The sequence below is a fragment of the Capsulimonas corticalis genome (assembly GCF_003574315.2).
GTDB lineage: Bacteria > Armatimonadota > Armatimonadia > Armatimonadales > Capsulimonadaceae > Capsulimonas > Capsulimonas corticalis.
On record NZ_AP025739.1, the window covers coordinates 3,640,186 to 3,661,080 of the forward strand.

Here is a 20,895-nt window from a genome sequence, read left to right on the forward strand (position 1 = left end):
CTGGGAACCCTAGAACCGCCGGCGCCGTTATAGATCATAGAGATCTAGAAAATAGAGCGCTCTAAAAAGTATAGCGCAATGGAATAAGATTTGTACATAAGGAGGCGAAAATGAGCGCACCGATTGGCGGACTGCACCATGTGACGGCGATCGCCGGCGACGCCCAGCGAAACTTCGATTTCTACGCCGGTCAGCTGGGATTGCGTCTGGTGAAGAAGACGGTGAATTTTGACGATCCGGGCACATACCATCTGTACTATGGCGACGGCATGGGCAATCCCGGGACGCTGCTGACCTTCTTCCCCTGGAAGAACGCGCCGCGCGGGCGCAAAGGCTCCGGCGAAACCGAGGCGACGGCGCTCTCCGTTCCCGCCGGTTCGCTGGAGTTCTGGCGGAACCGCCTGGAGCCGTTTCTGACTTCGAAGGAGACAAAGGAGCGGTTTGGGAGTCCGGTTTTGAGCTTTGCCGATCCGGATGGACTGGCGCTGGAAATCGTCGAAACATCCGAATCCGACGATGCGCGGACTGGGTGGACGGGAAGCGACATTCCCCGTGAGTTCGCCGTGCGCGGGCTTTACGGCGTAACCATCGCGGTGCGGGATCCCGAGCCGACAGCGCGTGTCTTGACCGGCCTTCTTGGTTTTGAAGAGATCGGGGCCGAGGGCGAGCGCCGGCGCTTTGTGACGCAGCCCGGCGCGCCTGGCGCCGTGATCGATCTCATCGCGCGGCCGGATGCTCCGGCGGCGCAGACACTGGTGGGATCGGTCCATCACATCGCCTACCGTTTGGAGAATGAAGCCGCGCAGATCGCGTGGCGGGACAAACTGCACGACGCGGGGCTGGGCGTGACCGATGTCCGCGAGCGGGAGTACTTCCGCTCGATCTATTTTCACGAACCGGGCCGCGTGCTCTTTGAGCTCGCCACCGACGCCCCTGGCTTCGCGACCGACGAGACGCCGGACGCTTTGGGAACGGCGCTAAAGCTGCCGCCCTGGCTTGAGACGCGCCGCGCATCGATTGCGGGCATGCTGCCCGCGCTGGAAACGACGGGAGAGAGGAACTGACCAATGGCAAACACTGCGCTGGATTTTAAACACCGATATCTCGCCGGGGCCGCCGGCGCGCCGACGCTGCTGCTCCTGCACGGCACGGGCGGCGATGAGAACGACCTGCTGGGCCTCGGCCAGACGCTGCTGCCCGGCGCCGGCCTGCTGAGCCCGCGCGGCAAGGTGATGGAAGGCGCATCGCCGCGTTTCTTCCGCCGCCTCGCCGCCGGCGTCTTTGACCTGGAGGACCTGCGCCTGCGCACGGACGAACTGGCTGAGTTTATCACCAGCGGCGCCGGCCAGTACGGCTTCGACCCGGCCCGCGTGATTGCCGTCGGCTACTCCAACGGCGCCAACATCGCTGCAAGCCTGCTGCTGCGCCATCCCGGCGCGCTTTCGGCGGCGGTCCTGCTGCACGCGATGACGCCGTTCGTCCCGGAAACGCCGCCCGCGCTGGACGGAACCCCGGTCCTGATCACTGCCGGTCGCGTCGATCCAATGGTCCCCGCCGCCAACGTCGAACAGCTGGCCCGGATACTCAATGACAGCGGCGCCGACGTCTCACTGCGCTGGAGCCCCGGCGGCCACGGCCTGACCGAAGCAGAGGTCGACGCAGCGACGCAGTGGCTCGCGGCGTTATAAGAGAGCGTGGCGCTCACCTGGCTTAACGCGCCAGGTGAGCGCCAAATTTTTCTCCTCAGCAGACAATCACAAAAAATCTCTTGACAAATTACTGACATCGTGTCACTATATGATAACGAACGAGAGTGAGTAATCAGCAATTATGGGCACAACAGAACGTCGGGAACGGGATAAGCAGCGTCGGCGGGAAGATATTTTGAATACGGCGCGCACGCTGTTCTTTGAAAAAGGCTTTCGCGACACGACGATCGACGATATCGCTCGATCGGCGGAGCTGGCGCGCGGGACGATTTATCTCTATTTTGAGAATAAAGAAGAGATTTATGCGACCGTTCTGGAAGAGGGCCTGGATACGCTGAACCGTCTCGTGCAGGAATCATACTCCGAGGACGCCGACCCGCTCACGAATATTCTGGCCGGTCACGACGCCTTCATGAACTTTCATGACAATTACGCGCAGTATTATAACGTCCTGATGCTCGATAAGCTTCAGATCGCCGATGTGCTGCCGACAAGCCTCAAGGACCGTCTGGATCTGAAGACCGCGCAGATGGCGGAGTTCATCGAAAATATCCTGGACAAAGGCGTTCGCAAAGGCATGTTCCGGCCAATGCAAATCCGCGAAGTGGCGTACCTACAGATGGGGATGGCGATGGGATTCGCGCAGATGCTCGACAAATGCTGCGCCACCAATGAAGTCTTCAACGACCGCGAGCAAAGCCGCCAGGCGATGCACGCTCTGATCGCGAACAGCCTGCTGGACCGCCACGAGCGGGACTAAGCGGAAGAGCCCTCGCCGCCTCTCCCAAAATTGGAAGAGGGGAGACAGAGGGCCTCTTTTTTTATTGATAACTATGACGACTTGTCACAAAAAGACGAGTTGTCTTGTCTTTGTGAGTAAAATAATGACGATGCGTCATTTAGTTTCAAGATGATATTAAATTGGAGATCACCATGAGCACGGTTACAGCGGAAAGGCCAAATCGAAATGGCGTCGGCAGTCCCGAAGGCCGGCGGGCGGTGTTGGAAGTCGAATCGGAGCCTCCCGCTCCACCCATCGCGGCCGCGCAGGCCGCGAATCCTCCGGCGTCGCGTCGCTGGTGGATCGTTGTCGCGGCGATGATCGGGGCGGTGCTGGAAGTGCTGGACACCTCCATCACGAATGTCGCCGTGCCGCAGATGATGGGCAATCTGGGGGCGACGCTTTCGGAGATCGGATGGGTCAGCACGGGATATATTATCTCGAACGTCATCGTGCTGCCGATGACGGGGTGGCTTCAGGATCGGTTTGGGCGGCGCAATTACTTCGCGGCGTCGATCGCCGTCTTCACGCTGGCGTCCTTGATGTGCGGCATGGCGCACTCGCTGCCGGCGCTGATCGCCTGGCGCATTGTCCAGGGACTGGGCGGAGGCGGCCTGCTGGCGACCGGGCAGGTGATCATGCTCGCCGCCTTCCCAAAGGAGATGCAGGGCTTCGCGACCGGAATCTTCGGCATGGGCGTCATGGTCGGGCCGTCGCTGGGGCCGATGCTGGGCGGTTATCTGACGGATAACCTTTCGTGGCCGTGGATTTTCTACATCAACCTGCCCTTTGGGATCGCCGCGATGTTCTTGACGCTGATGTTCGTGGCGGATTCTCGGACCGAGGAGCAGAAGCGCCACCGCCCGAGCACGGATTTCTTTGGCGCGGGGCTGCTGGCGGCGGGAATGGGGTCGCTGCAAACGGTTTTGGAGCGCGGGCAGGAGGATGACTGGTTCCAGTCGCCCATGATCCTGTCGCTTTCGATTGTCGCGGCGGTGGCCCTGGTGTCCTTCGTGCTTTGGGAGCTTTACGTTCCGCACCCGATCGTCAACCTGCGCGTTTTGAAAAACCGCTCGCTCGCCGCCGGTTCGGCCTTCGGCATCGTGCTGGGAATCGGACTGTACGCAACCCTGTTCTTGCTGCCGGTGTTCCTCCAGAACTCGCAGGGATACACGGCGTACCAGACCGGCATTATCCTGTTTCCCTCGGCGATCATGGGATTGTTCTCGTTTATGATCGCCGGCGCGCTCAGCCAGAAGATGGATCCGCGCAAGATGCTGGCCTTTGGCGCCTTGCTGATGATGGCGGGAAGCTACGGCCTTTCGACACTGACCTCGCTTTCGGGCGCGCCGGAAGTCTTCGTTCCGATGCTTGTGCGCGGCGCCTCCATGGGGTTCCTGTTCATTCCGCTGACGGTGGCTAGCCTCGCCGGTCTAAAACCGGAGGAAATGGGAGTGGGTTCGGCGATGATCAACCTGGCGCGCCAGCTCGGCGGCAGCATCGGCATCGCCGCGCTTTCGACAACGCTGACCCGCCGCCTTGTTTTCCACCAGCAGTCGGTCAGCGATCACTTGAACGCCTCCAACCCGGCGGTCACCGACTGGCTCGCGGGAGCGCAGGCGAACCTGATCTCCCACGGCGTCAGTCCCGCCCTCGCGCATGGCGCCGCCCTCGGCCAGCTTGCCCGGGTGGCCGCCGGCCAGGCGATGATCCTCTCGTTCGACGACTGCTTCCTGATGATCGGAACCGCGTTCCTCTGCGCGCTGCCGCTGGTGCTGATCTTCCGGAAAAGCGAGGGAGGAGTGGATATGGGGGCAGTGCATTAAGTCGCGAAATTGCGCCCTTAGACCCTATTCCCCGCGCCTTAACGCGGGGAATAGGTCTGGGACGCGCGCTTACCCAGGCGCGAACAGATCAGACTGCCGTAATCGGCAGGTTGATATAGAATGTCGAGGTGAAGCCGTTTGTGTAATCGCCGACGAGCGTAATTTCCGTTTCGGCTTCAGTCTCCGGCGTGTAAACGTGGTCGTTGGCGTTCGTCGTTGAGTTTGTCCCTTTGGTGTTGTAAGGGGCGACGTAAGTGTTGATGTAGTTGTCGATGGTCTGTGAGAAAAAGAGCTGGGTAGTGTTGGAGCCGTCGCTGGTGGAGGAGGCGCTGTTGTATTTCGAGCGGACACGCAGGTGGATGTGCGTGGTTCGTCCCTGATACCAGCCGGGAATGATGGTGGTGAAGGTGACGAGGCCGCTGGAGTCGCTGATCTGGTAGCCGCGCAGCCAGGATTGTCCGAGCGTGCTTTCGACGGATTCGTTGGAGTAGACGCCCAGCGCGTTGCAGTGCCAGATGTCGACCTGGACGCCTTCCATCGCGGCGAGACTGTTTTCGGAATCCCGAATGTAGATCTTCAGAACGAGCGGGACACCGGTCTGTTTGCTGGTTCCGTCGATATTCGTCAGGATATTACTGCGGTTGTAGCCTGAAGCGCTGTCGTCCGTGAAGTACGGCCCGATTTCGCCTTCGGGGGTGGCCGTGGCGGACGCCGTGATTCCCGTCGTTGTCCCCGTGGTCGTTCCGGTGGTGGTCCCTGACGCCGCGGCGCTGGATCCGCCCCCTCCGCAGCCGGTGATCATCACGAGGCCCGCCGCCCCGAGAACGCCGAGGACTTCCCGCCGCGTGACGCTGCGCGCGGCGGTTTCCGGTGTCGCGGACTCGGTCTCCTGGGCGCTCGTGCTGCTGTCTTCCATTCTCATTCTCCTTCATTTCCGATCTTACGCAATGCGCTGCGATTGATGACGCATTCAGTATAGGAAACGTGGATGAAGGGTTTATGAAGAAAGGCGACGTTAGCTCCAGCCGGAGAAGTCCGTGCCGCGCATCAAGGCGGTGTCCATGCCGAAGATAGGGGAAACGCCCTCCGTGTAGAGCTCCTGCTGGATCTGCAGCCACCGGGGATCCGTGTACACCGCGGCCCAGGCCTGTTCGCGGTGCGCGAGGCTTTCGAAGACGAGCATGTAGGTCAGTTCGGGCGATGCGCCGATATAAGTCGTCCAGAAGCCCATCGCGAAGACGCCGTGGGCTTCGAAGAGCGGCAGGCAGTGGTCGCGGAACCAGTCGGCGGTTTTTCCGAGCTTGGCGTTGGCGTCGAATTTGTATGTGCGCAGCTCGAAGACGCCGCGCGCGAGGCGGGCCGGCTGGTTGTCCTGGCGCGGGAGATGGGAGAACGACAGCGGCGAAAGGATGCTGCTTGTGATGGTGCGCACGGGATCGCCGCCGATTTCGGCGCGGCTGGCGGCGACGGCGGTTTTCCATGCGGGATCGGCCACGAACTGCGCCCAAAGCGCTTCGCGCTGCGCCAAATCTTCCCAGGCGAGAATGTAAGTCAGTCGCGGCTGGTGGGCGCCGACGAGCACCGGCCAGAAACCGACCGGCTCGATCCCAATGCGCGCCCAGATCTTCGTCGTGTGGTCGCCAAATCGGCTGGTCAGCCGTTTGAGAGCGAGGCTGCTATGGCAATCGTAATGGCGTAATTCGTAAAACACAACCGTCTCCCCCGTTTTTGAAATCCAACGTGATCAATCGCTAACGGCCGTGGGAAGTTCCCCGGACGATATACTGGGGCGTGTCGGTGATGGTCAGCGGCAGGCCGGATTTGTCCGCCGTGAGCGTCAACTTGCGATCGCCTTGCCCGCTCCAGATCGTGTAAGTTCCCGCAGAAATGGGCAGCGTGACCGGGCGGGGCGTGTCCGAGATCGTCCAGACGGCGTAGCCGCGCGCTTTGTCTTTTCGAAATTCCAGGAGATGGTCGGTCGCGGCGTCGCCGGCGGCGATCCTGCGATCGAAACGGTAGTCGCCCAGCGCCTTCGTCAGCGTTTGGGCGGCCGTGTAGGACGGCTTGGGATCGTAGATCGGCGCGCGCCCCGGATGAAGCTCATTGCGCACCGTTCCAAAGTGATGCTCGGCGTCCTTCGGATCGGCGCCGTCGTCATGCCAGTCGTACCAGATCGAGAGCGGGACGCCGCTTTCCATGTTGAACAGGAATTCACGCGCCAGATACTTGCCCTGCCGTTCTTCATCGTAGCCGCCCCACGCCACGGAATATCCCCATTCCCCAGAAACGATCGGGATCGTCTTGCCGGCCGGGGCATACTTCGCGATCAATCCGCGCAGCTTCTCGTAATCCGCCCCGGCGGTTTCCGGCGCCGTCTGGCGGTAGGGATGGACGGAAACGGCGTCCCAGTACTGAAGGCATCCCGCCTGGAAGCAGCCTTCCAGGAACGCAAGATCCACTTCGGAGACAGCGGGGCCGATCAAGATCTCTTTGGGACACGTCTCGCGGATCGCCTTGTCGGCGGCGAGGGCCAGCTTGGAGTAGTCGGCGGCGCTTGGATTCGGCCAGAACCATTTGCCGTTCGGCTCATTCCAGAGCTCCCACACAACCCCCTGTCCTTGAAAATGTTTGGCGGCCGCCGCCGCCCAGCGCGCGAATGCCGCGCGTCCCTCATCGTCATACGGCGGCGCGCCGCCGGGTCCATAGGCGGCGTTCCGGTAATCTAAGATAAAAAGAGCGCGCATATGGCTGCGTTTCAGCTCGGCCATCAACCCATCGTAAGCGCGGAAGTCGTAGACGCCCTTGGTCTTCTCCGTCGATTCCCAGGCGAAGTCCATACGCGCCCAGCCGAAGCCCCCGGCCTCCAGCATCGCCATCTCGCCGGGCTTCGGCGCGGTAAAGTGGATATTCACGCCGATCTGATCGTGGACGGTTTCGGGGAAGAGGGAATGCTCCTTGGCGTAGGACGGCGCGGCGAGCGCCAGCGCGGAGCACACGAGCGCGGCAATGCGCGGGATTCGAGACATCGGAGAATCTCCTTATCAATGTCGATGAAGATGGCCCTGGCCCCTAGTGAGCCCTGTGGGGGACGCCCTGCCTAATCGCTCTTGGCGGACTTCTCCGGCGTGACGGGCAGGTGGAAGTAGGTTTGCAGCATGGCGCGGGCGACGTGGCCGGCGGTGCCGGCGCCGTGGCCGCCGTGTTCGACGATGGCGGCGATGGCGATCGTGGGGTGATCGTAGGGAGCGAAGCAGACGAACCAGCCGTGGGTCAGCTTGCTGCCGTGGGTCTGCGCCGAGCCGGTCTTGGAGGCGACTTGAACCTGCGGGAAGTCCACGATCTTGCCGGTGCCGTTGGTCGTGGTGTAGCGCATCGCTTTGCGGACCTCTTCCATGTTCCGGGCGGAAACAGGGACGTGGCGGACCAGCGTGCGCTGGCCCTGATAGACCGTTTCGCCGGCGTGATTGATGATGCGGCTGACGACGTAGGGTTTCAGGACGTCGCCGCCGTTCGCGACGGTCGCCGTGACGCGCGCCATTTGCAGAGGGGTCGTCAGGACGTCTCCCTGGCCGATCGACATGTGCAGGGTGTCGCCGCCGAACCATTGCGAATATTCGGGGCCGTAGCGCTTGAAGTGATTCTTCTTCCAGGCCGGGGAGGGGATGGAGCCGATGTCTTCGCTGGGAAGGTCGATGCCGGTTTTTTCCGCCAGGCCGAAGGCTTTGGCGTAGGTGGAGATCCGGTCCGGTCCGATCGCCTGTCCGTAGATATAAAAGAAGACGTCGCACGAACCCGCCATGGCGGAGTAGAAGTTGACGCTGCCGTGGACGCTCCAGCAGCCGAACCGCGCCTTGCCCAGATGATAAGAGCCAGGACAGTAGGCGCCGGAATGCGTCGTCATGGCGCCGGTCTCCAGGCCCGCGGCGGCGACGATCGGTTTGAAGGTTGATCCGGGCGGATACATGGCGTCGAGCGTGCGGTCGATCAAAGGATGGTTCGGGTTGGTGCTGAGCGGCTTCCAGTTCTCGGCTTTGATGCCTGTCGCGAAGTCGTCGGGGTCGAAGGTCGGGGCGGAGACCATCGAAAGCACGGCGCCGGTCTGCGGATTGATGGCGACGGCGGCTCCGACATAGTGGTTCTGCGCGAACACCTGCTCCGCCGCCTGCTGGACCTTGGCGTCGAGGGCGAGTTGCACGCTCGATCCAGGCGTCGCGTTCTCCGAGTTCATCGTGCGCACTTTGCGTCCGCGCGCGTCGATCTGTACGTCCGTGCCGCCGGGCGCGCCGTGCAGGTACCGTTCGTACTGGTCCTCGATCCCGGTCTTGCCCAGGAAGTCGTCGTTGAAGTAGCCCAGCCCCTTGTTCTTCAGGTCCCGGAATTCGTTTTCGTTGATCCGGCCCATGGTGCCCAGCAGGTTGCCGGCGAGTGAGCCGTGCGGATACCAGCGTACGGGCTCCGGCTCGGTGCTGACTCCGGCGAGGAACGGCTTATACTCCTCGATCTGGGTGACCGTGGTCATCGGCACATCGAGCGCGATCCGGACGGGATCGTAGCGGTTTTGTTTCTTTTCTTTGATCGTCTCGGCGATATCCTGCTGCGTCATGCCCAGCAGCTCGGCGACGCGGTCCAGGACGGCGGTGTCTTTCACGATATCGGGCGTGGCGTAAACGGCGAAGCGGGAGCGGTTCGCGGCGAGGATATCGCCCCTGCAGTCCACGATGGCGCCGCGCGGAGCGCGCGACTGGATGCGCCGCGCCTGGTTCGCCTCCGCTTTGGCGTGGTAATCGTCGCCATTGACGATTTGCAGGAACCAGAGACGGGTGATGAGGCAGGCGAACAGCAGCAGGATGAAGGTTCCAAAGAGGCGCGCGCGAAGCACCACGGCGCGCCGGTCGTTAGGTTGCGACTGGCGCGCCGGATTGGGGATCGGCGGGATTTGGGACCGGTGGGGCGAGATCATTGCGCCTCTCCAGGCGGCGGCCGGTGCAGATGGCTGTGCCGGTGGGGCTCCTGACCTTTGACGAATGTCTTTTCGACAACCTCCGGATCCCACTTTGTCGCGAGCAGTCCGTCTTCTGGATTGATGCTCACGGTGACATACTCCACGCGTTTGGGCCGAGGCGCGGCGGGAATATGCGGCGCTCGGGCCCGGGGAATGGCCGGGATGGCGATGTCACGGACGGGATCGGGCGACGGCGCCGGGGCGTCGGCGTGGCGGCGCGGCGTCACGGGGGCATCCGGCGGGGCGTCGGCGGGCGCATTGTCGCCGCTGTTATCGGTGGCGGACGCGCTGGGCGAATCGCCGGTCAGATCGTGCGCCTTGCCGTAATCGGGCGTGCGCTGGGTCGGCTCGCTGCCCTTGGCGAAGGTGGAGCGGCTGGAGTTCGGCGCTCCAGGCGGCGCGATCAGGCCCGTGTCATTGTCCACGTTGACCGTGACGGTCCCGTCGCCGTTGTCGGTCACGTCCGGAGTTTTGTCGGCGGCGGCCGGAGCCGCGCTGTCCGTGCTGGTATCCGCCGTATCGCCGGTCCCGTCGTGATGCTTGTGGCGCGGCTTTTTGGGGTCGGCGTTCTGGTCGCCGGTGGTCGTTCCGGCGGCTGCCGCATCCGCAGGCTTGGCGTCCTCTTTCTTCGGCGCGGGTTTGATTCGACTGAGCTCCTTCTGAACCGCCTTGACGAAGATCGGCTCCGCGCGCTGCATAAACGCCGTCCAGATCGGCACGCATTCGGTCGCGCCCCAGGAGTTGCCGCCCATCTCTTCGCCGTAAGACGCCGGATGGTGTTTGCTGGCGCGTACCGGTCGTCCGGCCCAGACGCCGACGACCAGGTTCGGCGTGTAGCCGATGAACCAGGTGTCTTTGTGCCCCTGCGTGGTTCCCGTTTTGCCGTGCGCGTCCGGGATCACGCCGGCCTTGTAACCGGTGCCGTATCGGTCCGTCACGACCGCGCGCAGCATATCGTCGACTTGCTTCGCCGCCTTGGGACTGATCACGTGTGTCTCGATCGCCGCCGGGATATCCTCGATCGTGGTGCCGTCGGTCTCTTCCACGCGTGTGAAGGCGCTGGTGACCGGATGGTTGCCGCCATTGGCGAAGGTTGCGTAGGCGCTCGTCATCTCCAGAGGAGTGACTCCGCTGGAGCCGAGCGCGAGGGAAAGCACCGGATCCAGCGGGGACTCGATGCCCATGACGCGGGCGTAACGGACGGCGTTTGTCGGGCCGAACTCTTTGAGCACCTTGACGGCGGGAACGTTGATCGACTGCGCCATCGCTTCGCGCAGCGTGACGCGGCGGTCGGAGTAGCCATTGTCATCCTGCGGCGTCCACGTTCCGGCGCCGGTTTCGAACGATATCCGCGCGTCCAGAACGCTGGTGTCTTCCGTCACCAGGTCGCTGTCGATCGCGCCGGCGTAGACGATCGCCTTGAAGAGCGAGCCGGGCTGACGCCGGGCCTGCGTGGCGATGTTGAAGTTGCTGACGCCGTAATCCACGCCGCCGACCAGCGCCTTGATCTGGCCGGTCTTCGGATCGATCGCGACCAGACACGCCTGATTCGGACCGCTCCGGGCGTTGATATCGACCTGCTTGCGCACTTCCTCCTCGGCGACCTGCTGCATCTCCCAGTTCAGGGTGGTGTAAACGCGCAGGTTGCCGCGCAGCAGATAGTCCTCGCCGTACTTCGCCTTCAATTGCTCCATCACGAAGTTGACGAAGAAGGGGGCGTGGTAGATCTGGCTGCCGCGCTTGGGCGCCTTGGGCGAAGCCAGATGGATCGGCTCGGCGAGGGCTTTTTGATACTGATCGTTGGTGATGTACTTCTGATCCAGCATCCGCCCGAGGACGATATCGCGCTGCTTTCGGGAAAGGTCTTTGTCTTTATACGGATTCCAGTAGGAAGGGCGGTTGGGCAGGCCGGCGAGCAGTGCGCACTCGGCGAGGTCTAGGTCCTGAACATCCTTGCCGAAGTAAGTGCCCGCCGCCGCCTCCACGCCGTAGGCGCCGGAGCCATAGTTGACCTGATTCAAATACGCTTCTAAAATCTGCTGTTTGGTGAAGTTCTTTTCGATCTGGTTGGCGATGATCCATTCATGCACTTTGCGCTGGATGGATTTTTCGCGCGTCAGACCGTCCACGCCCGTCGTACGCGCCAGCTGCTGGGTGAGTGTCGACGCGCCTTCGCCCTTCAGCTCGCCGCTGCGCAGGTTTCGCGTCAGCGCGCGTCCGATGCCCCAGAAGTCGATCCCGTTGTGCTGATAAAACCGCTGATCCTCCAGAGCGACAGTGGCGTTCTGAAGGTCCTTGGGAATCTTGCTGATCGAGACGACCTGGCGGTTCTCGGTGAAGACGGTCGCAAGCGCGACGCCGTCGGACGAGAGAATCGCGGTGCGTCCCGGTGGGTTGAAGGTTGGGATGACGGTCGATTTCGAATTGCGGATCTGGAGCCAGACGTAGCCGATGCCAAAGCATAGGACGACGAGGATGACGAGAACGATTGCCTGGAGGAAGGTCCACAGGGAACGCCAGAAACTGCGCCGCCGCGGCGCTTTGCGCGCGCGGCCGCCGCGACGGCTAGGAGGGTTGGGCGGCGGCTGTGAGCCGCGAGAGCCATCCCCGCCGGAGCCGGGTGGACGTCTGGGTGTGCCGGTTGTTGCCATAAAGTGTTGATCCATTATGCAGGGGGTATGAGCGATCTGTCAAGTCAAACCCCGCGATGCGCCGAACTACTGGTATAATACCTGATACGCAAATTGCGCGCGGAAGGTCTCCGCCGCGCCTGCTCCGAAGAGGGAGTTCACGCCGCCGATGTCGCTTTCTTCCACCGCCTCCTGGCGGCTATCCGTATTGATGCCGGTCTACAACGAAGAAGGGACGGTGGCGCAGATCATTCAGGATGTCCTCGCCGTGCCGCTGGATCTGGAGCTGATCGTGGTGGACGACGGCTCGACCGACCTGACCGCCTCCATCCTCCACGCGCTTCCCGCCGATCCCGGCGACCGTCTCAAGATCATCTACGCGCCCCGAAACGCCGGAAAAGGCGCGGCGATCCGTATCGCGCTCAGCCACGCCACGGGGGATGTGGTGGTGGTGCAGGACGCCGACCGTGAATATGACCCCATGGACTTCGTACCCATGCTGGATCAGATCAAAGCAGGCGCGGTCGTGGTCTACGGCACACGGTTGTCGCCCGAAGCGCTGCGACTGAACCAGGAAGGCGACCACGATAAGTTTTATCTGGCGCGCCGCCTGCTGCCCATATTGACGAATGTGCTTTATGGAACGTCGATCACCGATGAGGCGACGTGCTACAAGATGTTTCGCAGAGAAGTGCTTCTTTCGATCCCTCTGCGCTGCGAACGCTTCGATTTCTGCCCGGAAGTGACAGCGAAGATTGCCCGGCGCGGCTACCGAATCGTCGAGATCCCCATCCACTACCACTCCCGCACCGCCGCCGAAGGCAAAAAAATCGGCTGGCGCGACGCCAAGGACGCCGTTTGGGCGCTCCTCAAATTCCGCTTCTTCAACTGAGACGACTCTTATGACCGATCTGTTCATCGCCCTCGCCGAGACCGAAGAAGACCGCGTCGCCTGCTTCGCCATTCGCCGCGAAGTCTTCGTCGTTGAGCAGAACGTCCCCGCCGAATTGGAGTGGGATGAGCACGACGCCGAGGCCCTGCACATCCTCGCCCGCGACGCCCATTCTCATGCCCCTCTCGGAACGGCGCGCCTCGTGCATTACAAACCCGGGATCGTGAAGATCGGCCGCGTCTGCGTGCTCGCCGCCGCGCGCGGCCGGGGAGTCGGCGCGTCGATCATGGAGTTCGCCTGGGGGGAGTCGCTGCGGCGCGGATACACGGAGGCGCAGCTGAGCGCGCAGGTGGCGGTTCTGGATTTTTACGAGCGGCTGGGTTATGAGAGCTTTGGCGAAGAGTTTATGGACGCGGGGATTTTGCACCGGATGATGCGGAAGAGCCCCATCCCCCCGCCTCGCTGAGGCTCGGCTTCCCCAATTCGCTTCGACCCTGGCAAACCCACCCCGGCGCTTCGCCCTTGCAAACCCACCCCGGCCCTTCGGGCCACCCCTCCCGCCGACGGGAAGGGTTTGTAGGATTGCCTCTGACGAAAGCCGCCTGCGATAACACGCTCTGAAATAACCCTTCCCGTCGGCGGGAGGGGTGGCCCGAAGGGCCGGGGTGGGTTTGCCCCGGAGAGAGCGACCGAAGCGCCGGGGGGCGCCAGAGCCAAAGCAGGGAAAGGGGACAAACGAGCCAAAGCGAGTTGAGAGGATGGGGCGCGCTACTCTTCCAGCCGCTCGCGCTTCTCGGGGTGGCGGAAAATGAGGTGCCGGAATTGGGGCCAGTCTTCGAGGTCCTGGGCGTAGTCTTCGGGATCGTCGGTGAGGAAGTATTCGTAGCCGGTGAACACGTGGTCGAAGGGCAGGTCGACGGCGTCGCAGAGGCCGTCGATGGCGCTTCCGACGAACTTGCCGGCGGTGGCGCGGGCGTCGGCGAGGGCTTTCGCGAGCGCTTCGGGTGTGGTTTGCAGGATGCCGGCGAGCGCGGTGGGATCGCCGATGTACAGCTCGGCTTCTTCGGGGGTCGAGGCGACGCTGGCGGGATTATCGGCGAATCTATCGACGACGCGGCCGGATTCCGAGTAGTTGTATCCCCAGTGGATGTCGTCGGCCACCCAGAGCTCCAGCGCCGGAGCGTCCAGCGCCTTGGAGAGCAGGCGGGTGAGCAGGCCGCTGTCGGCCCAATCTTCGACATAGACCGTCACCCAGCCGGGCTCAGCCGCGCCGCTGACGATCACGCCATACCAGTCGTCGTCGTCTGGGAGAAGATCGTCGTTGTCGGCGACCTGCGAGGCCTGGTCGTCGCGCTCCAGCCGGAAGCCTTCGTCCGCGAACGCATGGATCACCTCTCGGCGCACCGCGTCCGCATCGTCCGTTCGAATATTGATGTTGATGTAATAGCCGCCCATAAGCGCTCTATGATACCCGGAAACTCTCGCGTTCCGGTCGATTTTTTTTGCGCGCGGCGAATGCCGCCAGGAGCAGGCAGACCAGCTGCAAGACGCTCAGGACGGCCATCGTGCTTTGGAACGCCGTCGCGTACGAGGCCGGCGCCGTCCGATGCCCGAGAACCGTGAAGAAGACTCCGCCGATCGCCGCGACGCCCACGGCGGCGCCGATTTGCAGCGTGGAGGTCACCACTCCCGACGCCAGCCCCGCCTGGCTGGCGTCAACCGACGCCAGCACCGTACGCACCACCGACGGCAGCACGAACCCCTGACCCAACCCCGCGCAGAGCAGCGCGGCGTAGAACGCGAGGCCGGGCGCGTCAGCGCCGCGAAGGGCCAGCATCGCGCCGGCGAAGCCCAGGGAGAGCATTCCGAAGCCAATCTGTAAGATATTCGCTCCGACGCGTTTCGCCAGCGTCGCCGAGTAAAGCGATGCCGCCATGAACCCGCCCGCGAACGGCATGATCGCCGCGCCCGAGGCGAGGGGACTCCAGCCCAGTCCGCTTTGCAGATAGACGCCGAACGTCAGAAAGAACGCCGAGATCGAATAAAAGAGAAATGTCATCGCAAGGCCCGTCACGAACGGGCTTCGCTGGAACAGCGTCAGGTCGATCAGCGGATCGCCGCCCGAGCGCGCGATACGGTTCTCGGCGGCGATGAACGCCGCCAGGATCGGAACGCTCGCGAGGAAGCTGAGATACGTCCAGAGCGGCCACCCGGCCTCGCGGCCCTGGGTGAGCGGGTAGATGATCGACGCCAAAAAGAGCGACAGCAGCGCGACCCCCGCGACATCGATGCGAGCCCGCTGAGCGGGCTGCGTTTCCGGAACGAACTTCGCCGCGCCGATCAGCGCGACGGCCCCGATCGGCACATTGATCCAAAAGATGCTTTGCCAGCCGAGGCCAAATGGGTGGAGGGTGATCAGGGCGCCGCCGCCGAGCTGCCCGGCAATCGCCGAGAGACCGAACACCGACCCGTAAAGCCCCATCACGCGCGTCAGCTCTCCGTCGGAAAACACCGTGCGGATCGTGGCGAGCACCTGCGGCGCCATCACCGACGCCGTGATCCCCTGCAAAATCCGTCCCGCGATCAGCACGCCGCCGCTTGGGGCCAGCCCGCACAGCGCCGACGCTAGTACAAAGCCGCCCATGCCCGTCATGAACATCCGCTTGCGCCCGTAAAGATCGCCGAGGCGGCCGCCGGTGATTAAGAACACCGCGTAGGCCGAGGCGTACGCCGAAATGATCAGCTGAAGCTGCGACGCGCTTGCGTGCAGGCCGCTGCGGATCGCCGGCAGCGCCAGGTTGACGATAAAGAAGTCCAGCGGCGGCAGAAACGCGCCCACAAGCAGGGCGGCGAGCGCCAGGCTGCGCGTACGCGCGTCGAGCGCTCCGACGCGCTCCGCCGCCGCCTGCTTTTTGGCGTCGCTTGCTTCGATTGTGACTGCGTTTTCCATGGTGTTATTCCTGACTGTTCGTTCAATAATCCGCGCAAAAAAAATCTACGCCAGCGCCCTCATCGTCATCTCAACAACGTCGCGCAGGTTTTGTTCCTCGTGCTGGACTTTCCCCATCACGCGCAGTCCCTGGATGATGCACAGGAGGAAGTTACTCGCCTCGCGTTCGCCCATCTGGTTGGAGAACACGCCGGCCTTCTGCCCGCGTGCGACTTCGCCCGCCAGCAGCGCCGCCATTCGCGTTTGATTGCGCAATATCTTCTCCGCCACTTCGGCGTCTTGCGGCAGCATCTCCGTCGCCAGGTTGGTGATCAGACACCCGCACTGGCCGTTCACGATCGCCGCCGTACGCGTGTAGTACATCAATGCCGCCCGCAGGGTCTCGCGGCTGGGTTCGGCGGCGCTCAGGCGTCCGGCCAGGCGCGCCACCGCGGCGTCGCTGTAGTGATCGAGCGCCGCGAGCAGGATGCCGCGCTTATCGCCAAAGGCGGCGTAGAGGCTGCCGCGCAGCAGTCCCGTCGCTTTGCAGAGATCGTCGATCGAGGTCGCATGGTAGCCACGCTCCCAGAAAGCATCCGCCGCCGCCGCAAGCACGGCGCTCGTATCGAACTCACGCGGCCGGCCGCGCTCGGCGGCGCCCACGCGCTTGACTGGAGACTCTAAAGTACTCATAAGTATATTCTGACTGATCGTTCAAGAATTGTCAAGGCGCCGAGAATACTGGGTTTCACACAGCGCTCAGCTCACGCGCCGGCATCAGCAATGCCGAGATTTCGCGCGCGGCGTCCTCGGCCGTTTGTTTTCGGTCACTACGACTCCAGCGATGCGCGGCGCCGTAGATGCTCCAGCTGAAGACGGTGGCGACGGTTTCGCGTGGCTGGCCCCGCAGGGGCGGGGCGAGGCCGCCGATGCGGAGCCAGGTATCGATGAATTCGTAAATCTCCTCCTGAAGTATGGATCCCATCGTGTTCTCCATGTCCCGCGCCGAGTCCGGGCACTGCGTTCTCATCTCGCCGATAAACTCAAAGACGGCCGCCGCCAGGAGGGTCAGGCTTTCGCACGTCAGCGGCGTGGGCTTGGGAAAACGGCTCCAAAGCTTTGCGCCGAGCTCAGAGCGGAGAACGCAGGAGAGCAGCGCATATTTGTCGTCGAAGTGCGCGTAGAACGTCGCGCGGTTGACGGTTGCGCGCTCGGCGATATCCTGCACCGAGATCACGCCGAACTTCTTTTCGTGCAGCAAGTCGCGCAGGGCGTTCTGGAGCAGGGCGCGCGTGCGGCGCACACGCGGGTCGCTGGGTTCGTTTGCGGGGCAGCTCATAAATATTTCCACAACACTTTCGATGATCTGTCGGGTAAGCGACAAAACGGCGATTTTGCTCATTGATTCGAGCGGTCATCCTGCGGTAATTATACAACAGGTGTTGCTTAAACTGCAAGCGATGCTTTCTTATGGATTTCTGGAGAACACAATGACAAATATTCTGCTCGTGACGTCCAGCCCGCGCGGTGAGGATTCGCTCTCGACTCAAACGGCGCGCGTCTTCGCCGACAAACTGCAAGCCGCCCACACCGGCGCTACGCTGACGAAGCGCGATGTGAACGCTGATCCGTCGCCGCATCTTGCCGAATCACTCGTCCACGCCATTCGCCGTCCCGCCGCCGATCGGACGCCGGAGGACATCGCCGCGCTCGCGCACTCCGACTCATTGGTTGGCGAGCTTCAGGCGGCCGATATCATCGTCCTCGCGTCGGGCATGATCAACTTCGGCGTCCCTTCGGCGCTGAAGAGCTGGATCGATCATATTGCGCGCTCCGGGGTGACCTTCCGATACGGCCCCGACGGCGCTGAAGGATTGCTGAAGGGAAAGAAGCTGTATTTGGTGCTGGCGTACGGCGGCGTTTACGCCGAGGGGCCGGCGCAGGCGATGAATTTCCAGGAACCGTACCTCAAGACCCTGCTTGGCTTCCTGGGGCTGACGGATGTCGAGGTCGTGACGATCGAGGGTGTGGCTTACGGACCGGAGATGGCGCAGAAGGCCGTCGCGGCGGCGAACGAGCGCGTCGACGCGCTCGTGGCGGCGTCGGCCCGCTAGGCGAGGGCGCCGGCTGCGGAAACGTGAAAACGGCCGTCCAGGGATTTTCCCAGGACGGCCGTTTTGAGTTTTGTATGCGATAAGTTACTTGTAGAGGTTCTGCGAGTAGTTCAAGACCGTATAGCCGCTGGCGTCGCTCGGTCCGGTGCTGAACGGCGTGTTGTCCAGCGTCCACATATTCACCGTGCCGCCGGCGCCGCCGTCGGTAGCGTCCAGGGTGGACAGGGGCCGCATGGATTTCGCGTGGCCGTCCAGGAAGAGGAAGTTCGCGAAGCCGGTGTGTCCAGAGAACAGGTTGCCCTGATGATCCGTGGCGACGGTCGGCTGCGCCCATCCCCAGGTCAGGTCCACATAGAAATCGGTGTACTTGGTGGTGCTCTCCACCACGCCGATCGTCTGGGAGGGAGCCTGCAAGCTCGCCAGCGAGACCGTCGGGCTGGTGGGGTTATTCAGGTCGGTGAACGGGCGGTTGGAGCCCGTGTTCACGGAGTAAGACACGTTGCCGATGCCTTCCGTATCCGCCTGATCCTTCTTTGGATTGGACGGGCACTGGAGCACGGCGTAGCTCTTAACATACGGCTGGCAGAGGAAATGCCAGTTCTTGCCGTTATAAGCCGTGTAGCGCGGCATCAGCAGCTCATCATAGTCCTGCGAATACTGCATGATCGCCAGACCGATCTGCTTTTCGTTCGACAAGCAGGCCGTCTGCCGGGCCTTTTCGCGCGCCTTGGCGAAAACGGGGAAGAGGATCGCCGCCAGGATGGCAATGATCGCGATCACGACGAGAAGCTCGATGAGAGTAAAACCTTTGCGCATAATTGCTTCCTTTACCTAGATCGTAATGGTTGCTAAGTGGATCAAACCACGGTGTCACAACATTGAGGGCACGAGTTCATTGTATCACCTGAGGAACCAAATGTCAACCGTTTTTGTTCCAGGTTTTGATCAATCAAATAAATATTGATCCGAACTCAAAACTCATCATTTCAGTGAAAAACCGTATGAAATATCCGGTGTTTTCCCGTTTTACCCATGCGTATTGGAATATATACAGGAAATTCAGAGCAATTCCCGGGGCGGATCGCCTTTGTATTATCGGCTCCTGATAAGCTTTGGTACACTGTTAATAATGTTTGGTTTTTCCTCTAATCGACAGGCAAATACCGTAATCTTCACTACCTTCATGAAATCGACCAGGATTAACCGGTTGCAAAATGGGGTAAATGTATGGCATAATAGTTCATCACCCCGTCTACGCAGACATTGAACTAGGCTAAAAAGCGTTTTTGAAAACGCCGCCGACCTGCATTGTTGCAGTATTTCTATAATTCAAAACGCGCTCAAGTGTTCTCTGTTGAGCAAGCGCACGAATGATTCAATACTACATGATGTAAGGACGGTACGCCCATGTCTCACATTACCACTCGGCCACGCTCCCGCACGGCCTTCACCCTGATTGAGCTCCTCGTCGTCATCGCCATTATAGCGATTCTCGCGGCGATACTCTTCCCGGTTTTCGCCCAAGCTCGGGAAAAGGCGCGCGCCGCCAGCTGTCTTTCAAACCTAAAGCAAAATGCCTTGGGGATCATGCAATACACTCAGGATAATGATGAGAAGGTTCCGGCTGGGCAGTATTGCGCGAGAGGTGCACAAAGTGTATTTTGTGATGAATCGCCCGGATCAATCCGTACATGGGTTGACGCTGTTCAACCATATACAAAAAATTTGGATATCACTCATTGTCCAGATAACCCAAAAAATCCCTACGGTTTAGATTATCCGCCGAACGCGCAATATATTACTCCCTTCGTATTGCCATCATACGGCTACAATCAAACTTATCTCAATCCTGCTCCTGCTGATTGTACCGGACTTGCTGAAGATGATGCGCCTTGGGGTTTTCCAATATCCATTGCTGCCATAGAAGCACCGGCGGCTACTGTTTTATTTGCGGATGTCAAGATTATAGGCGATGATGTTGGCAATTACTATGCCAGCTACCCGGTTGATGCTCCCGCAAGCGGCGGGCCGTCTACAAACGTATGTGCATACAGCAATGGAGGTTGGGGGGCAGGGACTTACGCCGATGATACTACAATCCCTGGCAATTCAGCCGACGGAACCGGAGATTTTAGCATACGTCACACTCAAGGTGGAAATGTTGCTTTCTGTGATGGTCACTCCAAATGGTATACACCAGGCCGACTTGCCGTAGGTACGAATTGGGGACCGAAAGTGCCTAATTCCAGTGTCGTAGTGACAGATCTCAGTCAATATCTTTGGTCGTTAAAAAAATCCGGCAGTGATTATTAATGAGCGTCTAAATGCAAGGACAAAGCTTGTTAAGTGTAGGAGAATAATGCTAAAACACTTTAAATATAGGAAACGATATATATCGTTAACTTGCTTATTGTTGCTCCCTGGATGTTCATCTAAGCCTGCGGAAGATCCTACTGCCGTTCCGCCTCCATCCGCCAATGCGACAGCTTTGCCGCCAATCGCGAACAAGCGTTTTATGGGGGATAGAGGGACAATGAATGCAGGTCCTGGAAGTTCCGGTACTGTTAATTCCGTAGCTTCTTCTACCTACCCTGGCGCTCTAAATTCTTCTGGCGTTGCTACTACTCCTGGAACCGCTGGTGTTCCTAATGCCGCAGGGGCACCCAACGGTGCAAAGGCTAGATCGAGCACGCCAATGAAGGCAACTAAAGACTAGGCAAATACGGTTATTTGATAAGAATGAGACGCTCGCCACTGGCGAGCGTCTTTTCTTGTGTTAGGTACAGATTTGTTGTTGCTAAAATAACGCGGCGTGTGATACAATTGCAAATGCTATGGCGCAACTCCTTATGTGAATTCGATATGCCCAATGATGTGTTGTGAAATGGAGGCTAGCAAATCTGGCGACCGGGTAAGAAAATCCGGCAGGACAGACTGGGCTTCAAAACTTGGATCTCAAGTGCAACGTTAATTATGTCAGTCATGCGCCTTTCAAAGATGCATGGGCATTCA

General features: G+C 61.1%; 18 protein-coding genes. 8 read left to right on the plus strand and 10 right to left on the minus strand.

Going from position 1 to position 20,895, the window contains the following annotated elements:
• The first annotated feature begins 110 nt into the window (after positions 1–110).
• The 4 genes from D5261_RS15590 to D5261_RS15605 all read left to right on the plus strand — a co-directional run bounded on the left by D5261_RS15590 (position 111) and on the right by D5261_RS15605 (position 4,316).
• Positions 111–1,064, plus strand: a complete 954-nt coding sequence (locus D5261_RS15590) for a ring-cleaving dioxygenase (protein WP_119320404.1) — start codon at positions 111–113, stop codon at positions 1,062–1,064.
• A 3-nt stretch (positions 1,065–1,067) separates the two neighbouring features.
• Positions 1,068–1,688, plus strand: coding sequence for an alpha/beta hydrolase (locus tag D5261_RS15595; protein ID WP_119320403.1), 621 nt, complete (start codon positions 1,068–1,070; stop codon positions 1,686–1,688).
• Positions 1,689–1,830: 142 nt separating this feature from the next.
• Positions 1,831–2,469, plus strand: a complete 639-nt coding sequence (locus D5261_RS15600; RefSeq protein WP_119320402.1) for a TetR/AcrR family transcriptional regulator — start codon at positions 1,831–1,833, stop codon at positions 2,467–2,469.
• A gap of 173 nt (positions 2,470–2,642) precedes the next feature.
• Entirely contained in the window at positions 2,643–4,316 is a 1,674-nt protein-coding gene (locus tag D5261_RS15605; protein ID WP_119320401.1) for a DHA2 family efflux MFS transporter permease subunit, read from the plus strand.
• 88 nt (positions 4,317–4,404) lie between these two features.
• Here D5261_RS15605 and D5261_RS15610 read toward each other — a convergent pair whose 3' ends face one another.
• The 5 genes from D5261_RS15610 to D5261_RS15630 form a co-directional block, all read right to left on the minus strand.
• On the minus strand, positions 4,405–5,232 hold the full coding sequence (locus D5261_RS15610; RefSeq protein ID WP_165864032.1) for a dioxygenase family protein: 828 nt from the start codon (positions 5,230–5,232) through the stop codon (positions 4,405–4,407).
• A gap of 99 nt (positions 5,233–5,331) precedes the next feature.
• The gene (locus D5261_RS15615) at positions 5,332–6,027 is read right to left on the minus strand and encodes an NIPSNAP family protein (protein ID WP_119320399.1); all 696 of its coding nucleotides are present in this window, start codon (positions 6,025–6,027) and stop codon (positions 5,332–5,334) included.
• Positions 6,028–6,067: 40 nt separating this feature from the next.
• On the minus strand, positions 6,068–7,342 hold the full coding sequence (locus D5261_RS15620) for a cellulase family glycosylhydrolase (RefSeq protein ID WP_119320398.1): 1,275 nt from the start codon (positions 7,340–7,342) through the stop codon (positions 6,068–6,070).
• A 71-nt stretch (positions 7,343–7,413) separates the two neighbouring features.
• Positions 7,414–9,276 carry a penicillin-binding protein 2 gene (gene mrdA, locus D5261_RS15625; RefSeq protein ID WP_119320397.1) on the minus strand — a complete coding sequence of 621 codons (1,863 nt, stop codon included), beginning with the start codon at positions 9,274–9,276 and terminating at the stop codon, positions 7,414–7,416.
• Complete coding sequence (locus tag D5261_RS15630; protein ID WP_165864031.1) at positions 9,273–11,969, minus strand: transglycosylase domain-containing protein; 2,697 nt, start codon at positions 11,967–11,969, stop codon at positions 9,273–9,275. The genes mrdA and D5261_RS15630 overlap by 4 nt, the downstream gene beginning before the upstream one ends.
• A 148-nt stretch (positions 11,970–12,117) precedes the next feature.
• On the opposite strand from D5261_RS15630, the gene D5261_RS15635 reads away from it, so the two are divergent.
• Together D5261_RS15635 and D5261_RS15640 are read left to right on the plus strand one after the other, a co-directional pair.
• Positions 12,118–12,840, plus strand: coding sequence for a glycosyltransferase family 2 protein (locus tag D5261_RS15635; RefSeq protein ID WP_119320395.1), 723 nt, complete (start codon positions 12,118–12,120; stop codon positions 12,838–12,840).
• A gap of 10 nt (positions 12,841–12,850) precedes the next feature.
• Positions 12,851–13,306, plus strand: coding sequence for a GNAT family N-acetyltransferase (locus D5261_RS15640; RefSeq protein ID WP_119320394.1), 456 nt, complete (start codon positions 12,851–12,853; stop codon positions 13,304–13,306).
• 302 nt (positions 13,307–13,608) lie between these two features.
• Here D5261_RS15640 and D5261_RS15645 read toward each other — a convergent pair whose 3' ends face one another.
• From D5261_RS15645 to D5261_RS15660, 4 genes are read right to left on the minus strand one after another with little or no spacing between them, the layout of a single operon-like run.
• Positions 13,609–14,295: a hypothetical protein gene (locus tag D5261_RS15645; protein WP_119320393.1), complete on the minus strand. Its 687-nt coding sequence runs from the start codon at positions 14,293–14,295 to the stop codon at positions 13,609–13,611.
• Positions 14,296–14,302: 7 nt separating this feature from the next.
• A complete protein-coding gene (locus D5261_RS15650; RefSeq protein ID WP_119320392.1) occupies positions 14,303–15,790 on the minus strand; it encodes an MFS transporter in 1,488 nt (495 codons plus the stop codon).
• A 45-nt stretch (positions 15,791–15,835) separates the two neighbouring features.
• Positions 15,836–16,462: a TetR/AcrR family transcriptional regulator gene (locus tag D5261_RS15655; RefSeq protein WP_119320391.1), complete on the minus strand. Its 627-nt coding sequence runs from the start codon at positions 16,460–16,462 to the stop codon at positions 15,836–15,838.
• Positions 16,463–16,517: 55 nt separating this feature from the next.
• Positions 16,518–17,108: a TetR/AcrR family transcriptional regulator gene (locus D5261_RS15660; RefSeq protein ID WP_165864030.1), complete on the minus strand. Its 591-nt coding sequence runs from the start codon at positions 17,106–17,108 to the stop codon at positions 16,518–16,520.
• Positions 17,109–17,259: 151 nt separating this feature from the next.
• Here D5261_RS15660 and D5261_RS15665 point away from each other — a divergent pair, with 151 nt between their 5' ends.
• Entirely contained in the window at positions 17,260–17,883 is a 624-nt protein-coding gene (locus D5261_RS15665) for an FMN-dependent NADH-azoreductase (protein WP_119320389.1), read from the plus strand.
• A gap of 84 nt (positions 17,884–17,967) precedes the next feature.
• On the opposite strand, the gene D5261_RS15670 is transcribed toward D5261_RS15665, so the two are convergent.
• Complete coding sequence (locus tag D5261_RS15670; RefSeq protein ID WP_119320388.1) at positions 17,968–18,699, minus strand: DUF1559 family PulG-like putative transporter; 732 nt, start codon at positions 18,697–18,699, stop codon at positions 17,968–17,970.
• A 591-nt stretch (positions 18,700–19,290) separates the two neighbouring features.
• Between D5261_RS15670 and D5261_RS15675 the strand changes: the two genes are divergently transcribed.
• The gene (locus tag D5261_RS15675) at positions 19,291–20,196 is read left to right on the plus strand and encodes a prepilin-type N-terminal cleavage/methylation domain-containing protein (RefSeq protein ID WP_119320387.1); all 906 of its coding nucleotides are present in this window, start codon (positions 19,291–19,293) and stop codon (positions 20,194–20,196) included.
• The last annotated feature ends 699 nt before the right edge of the window (positions 20,197–20,895 follow it).

Excerpts from the sequence above, each read along its gene's own strand:
- D5261_RS15590 (WP_119320404.1), top strand. The coding sequence starts at position 111 with ATGAGCGCACCGATTGGCGGACTGCACCATGTGACGGCGATCGCCGGC.
- D5261_RS15595 (WP_119320403.1), top strand. The coding sequence starts at position 1,068 with ATGGCAAACACTGCGCTGGATTTTAAACACCGATATCTCGCCGGGGCC.
- D5261_RS15600 (WP_119320402.1), top strand. The coding sequence starts at position 1,831 with ATGGGCACAACAGAACGTCGGGAACGGGATAAGCAGCGTCGGCGGGAA.
- D5261_RS15605 (WP_119320401.1), top strand. The coding sequence starts at position 2,643 with ATGAGCACGGTTACAGCGGAAAGGCCAAATCGAAATGGCGTCGGCAGT.
- D5261_RS15610 (WP_165864032.1), bottom strand. The coding sequence starts at position 5,232 with ATGGAAGACAGCAGCACGAGCGCCCAGGAGACCGAGTCCGCGACACCG.
- D5261_RS15620 (WP_119320398.1), bottom strand. The coding sequence starts at position 7,342 with ATGTCTCGAATCCCGCGCATTGCCGCGCTCGTGTGCTCCGCGCTGGCG.
- mrdA (WP_119320397.1), bottom strand. The coding sequence starts at position 9,276 with ATGATCTCGCCCCACCGGTCCCAAATCCCGCCGATCCCCAATCCGGCG.
- D5261_RS15630 (WP_165864031.1), bottom strand. The coding sequence starts at position 11,969 with ATGGCAACAACCGGCACACCCAGACGTCCACCCGGCTCCGGCGGGGAT.
- D5261_RS15635 (WP_119320395.1), top strand. The coding sequence starts at position 12,118 with ATGTCGCTTTCTTCCACCGCCTCCTGGCGGCTATCCGTATTGATGCCG.
- D5261_RS15640 (WP_119320394.1), top strand. The coding sequence starts at position 12,851 with ATGACCGATCTGTTCATCGCCCTCGCCGAGACCGAAGAAGACCGCGTC.
- D5261_RS15645 (WP_119320393.1), bottom strand. The coding sequence starts at position 14,295 with ATGGGCGGCTATTACATCAACATCAATATTCGAACGGACGATGCGGAC.
- D5261_RS15650 (WP_119320392.1), bottom strand. The coding sequence starts at position 15,790 with ATGGAAAACGCAGTCACAATCGAAGCAAGCGACGCCAAAAAGCAGGCG.
- D5261_RS15655 (WP_119320391.1), bottom strand. The coding sequence starts at position 16,462 with ATGAGTACTTTAGAGTCTCCAGTCAAGCGCGTGGGCGCCGCCGAGCGC.
- D5261_RS15660 (WP_165864030.1), bottom strand. The coding sequence starts at position 17,108 with ATGAGCTGCCCCGCAAACGAACCCAGCGACCCGCGTGTGCGCCGCACG.
- D5261_RS15665 (WP_119320389.1), top strand. The coding sequence starts at position 17,260 with ATGACAAATATTCTGCTCGTGACGTCCAGCCCGCGCGGTGAGGATTCG.
- D5261_RS15670 (WP_119320388.1), bottom strand. The coding sequence starts at position 18,699 with ATGCGCAAAGGTTTTACTCTCATCGAGCTTCTCGTCGTGATCGCGATC.
- D5261_RS15675 (WP_119320387.1), top strand. The coding sequence starts at position 19,291 with ATGTCTCACATTACCACTCGGCCACGCTCCCGCACGGCCTTCACCCTG.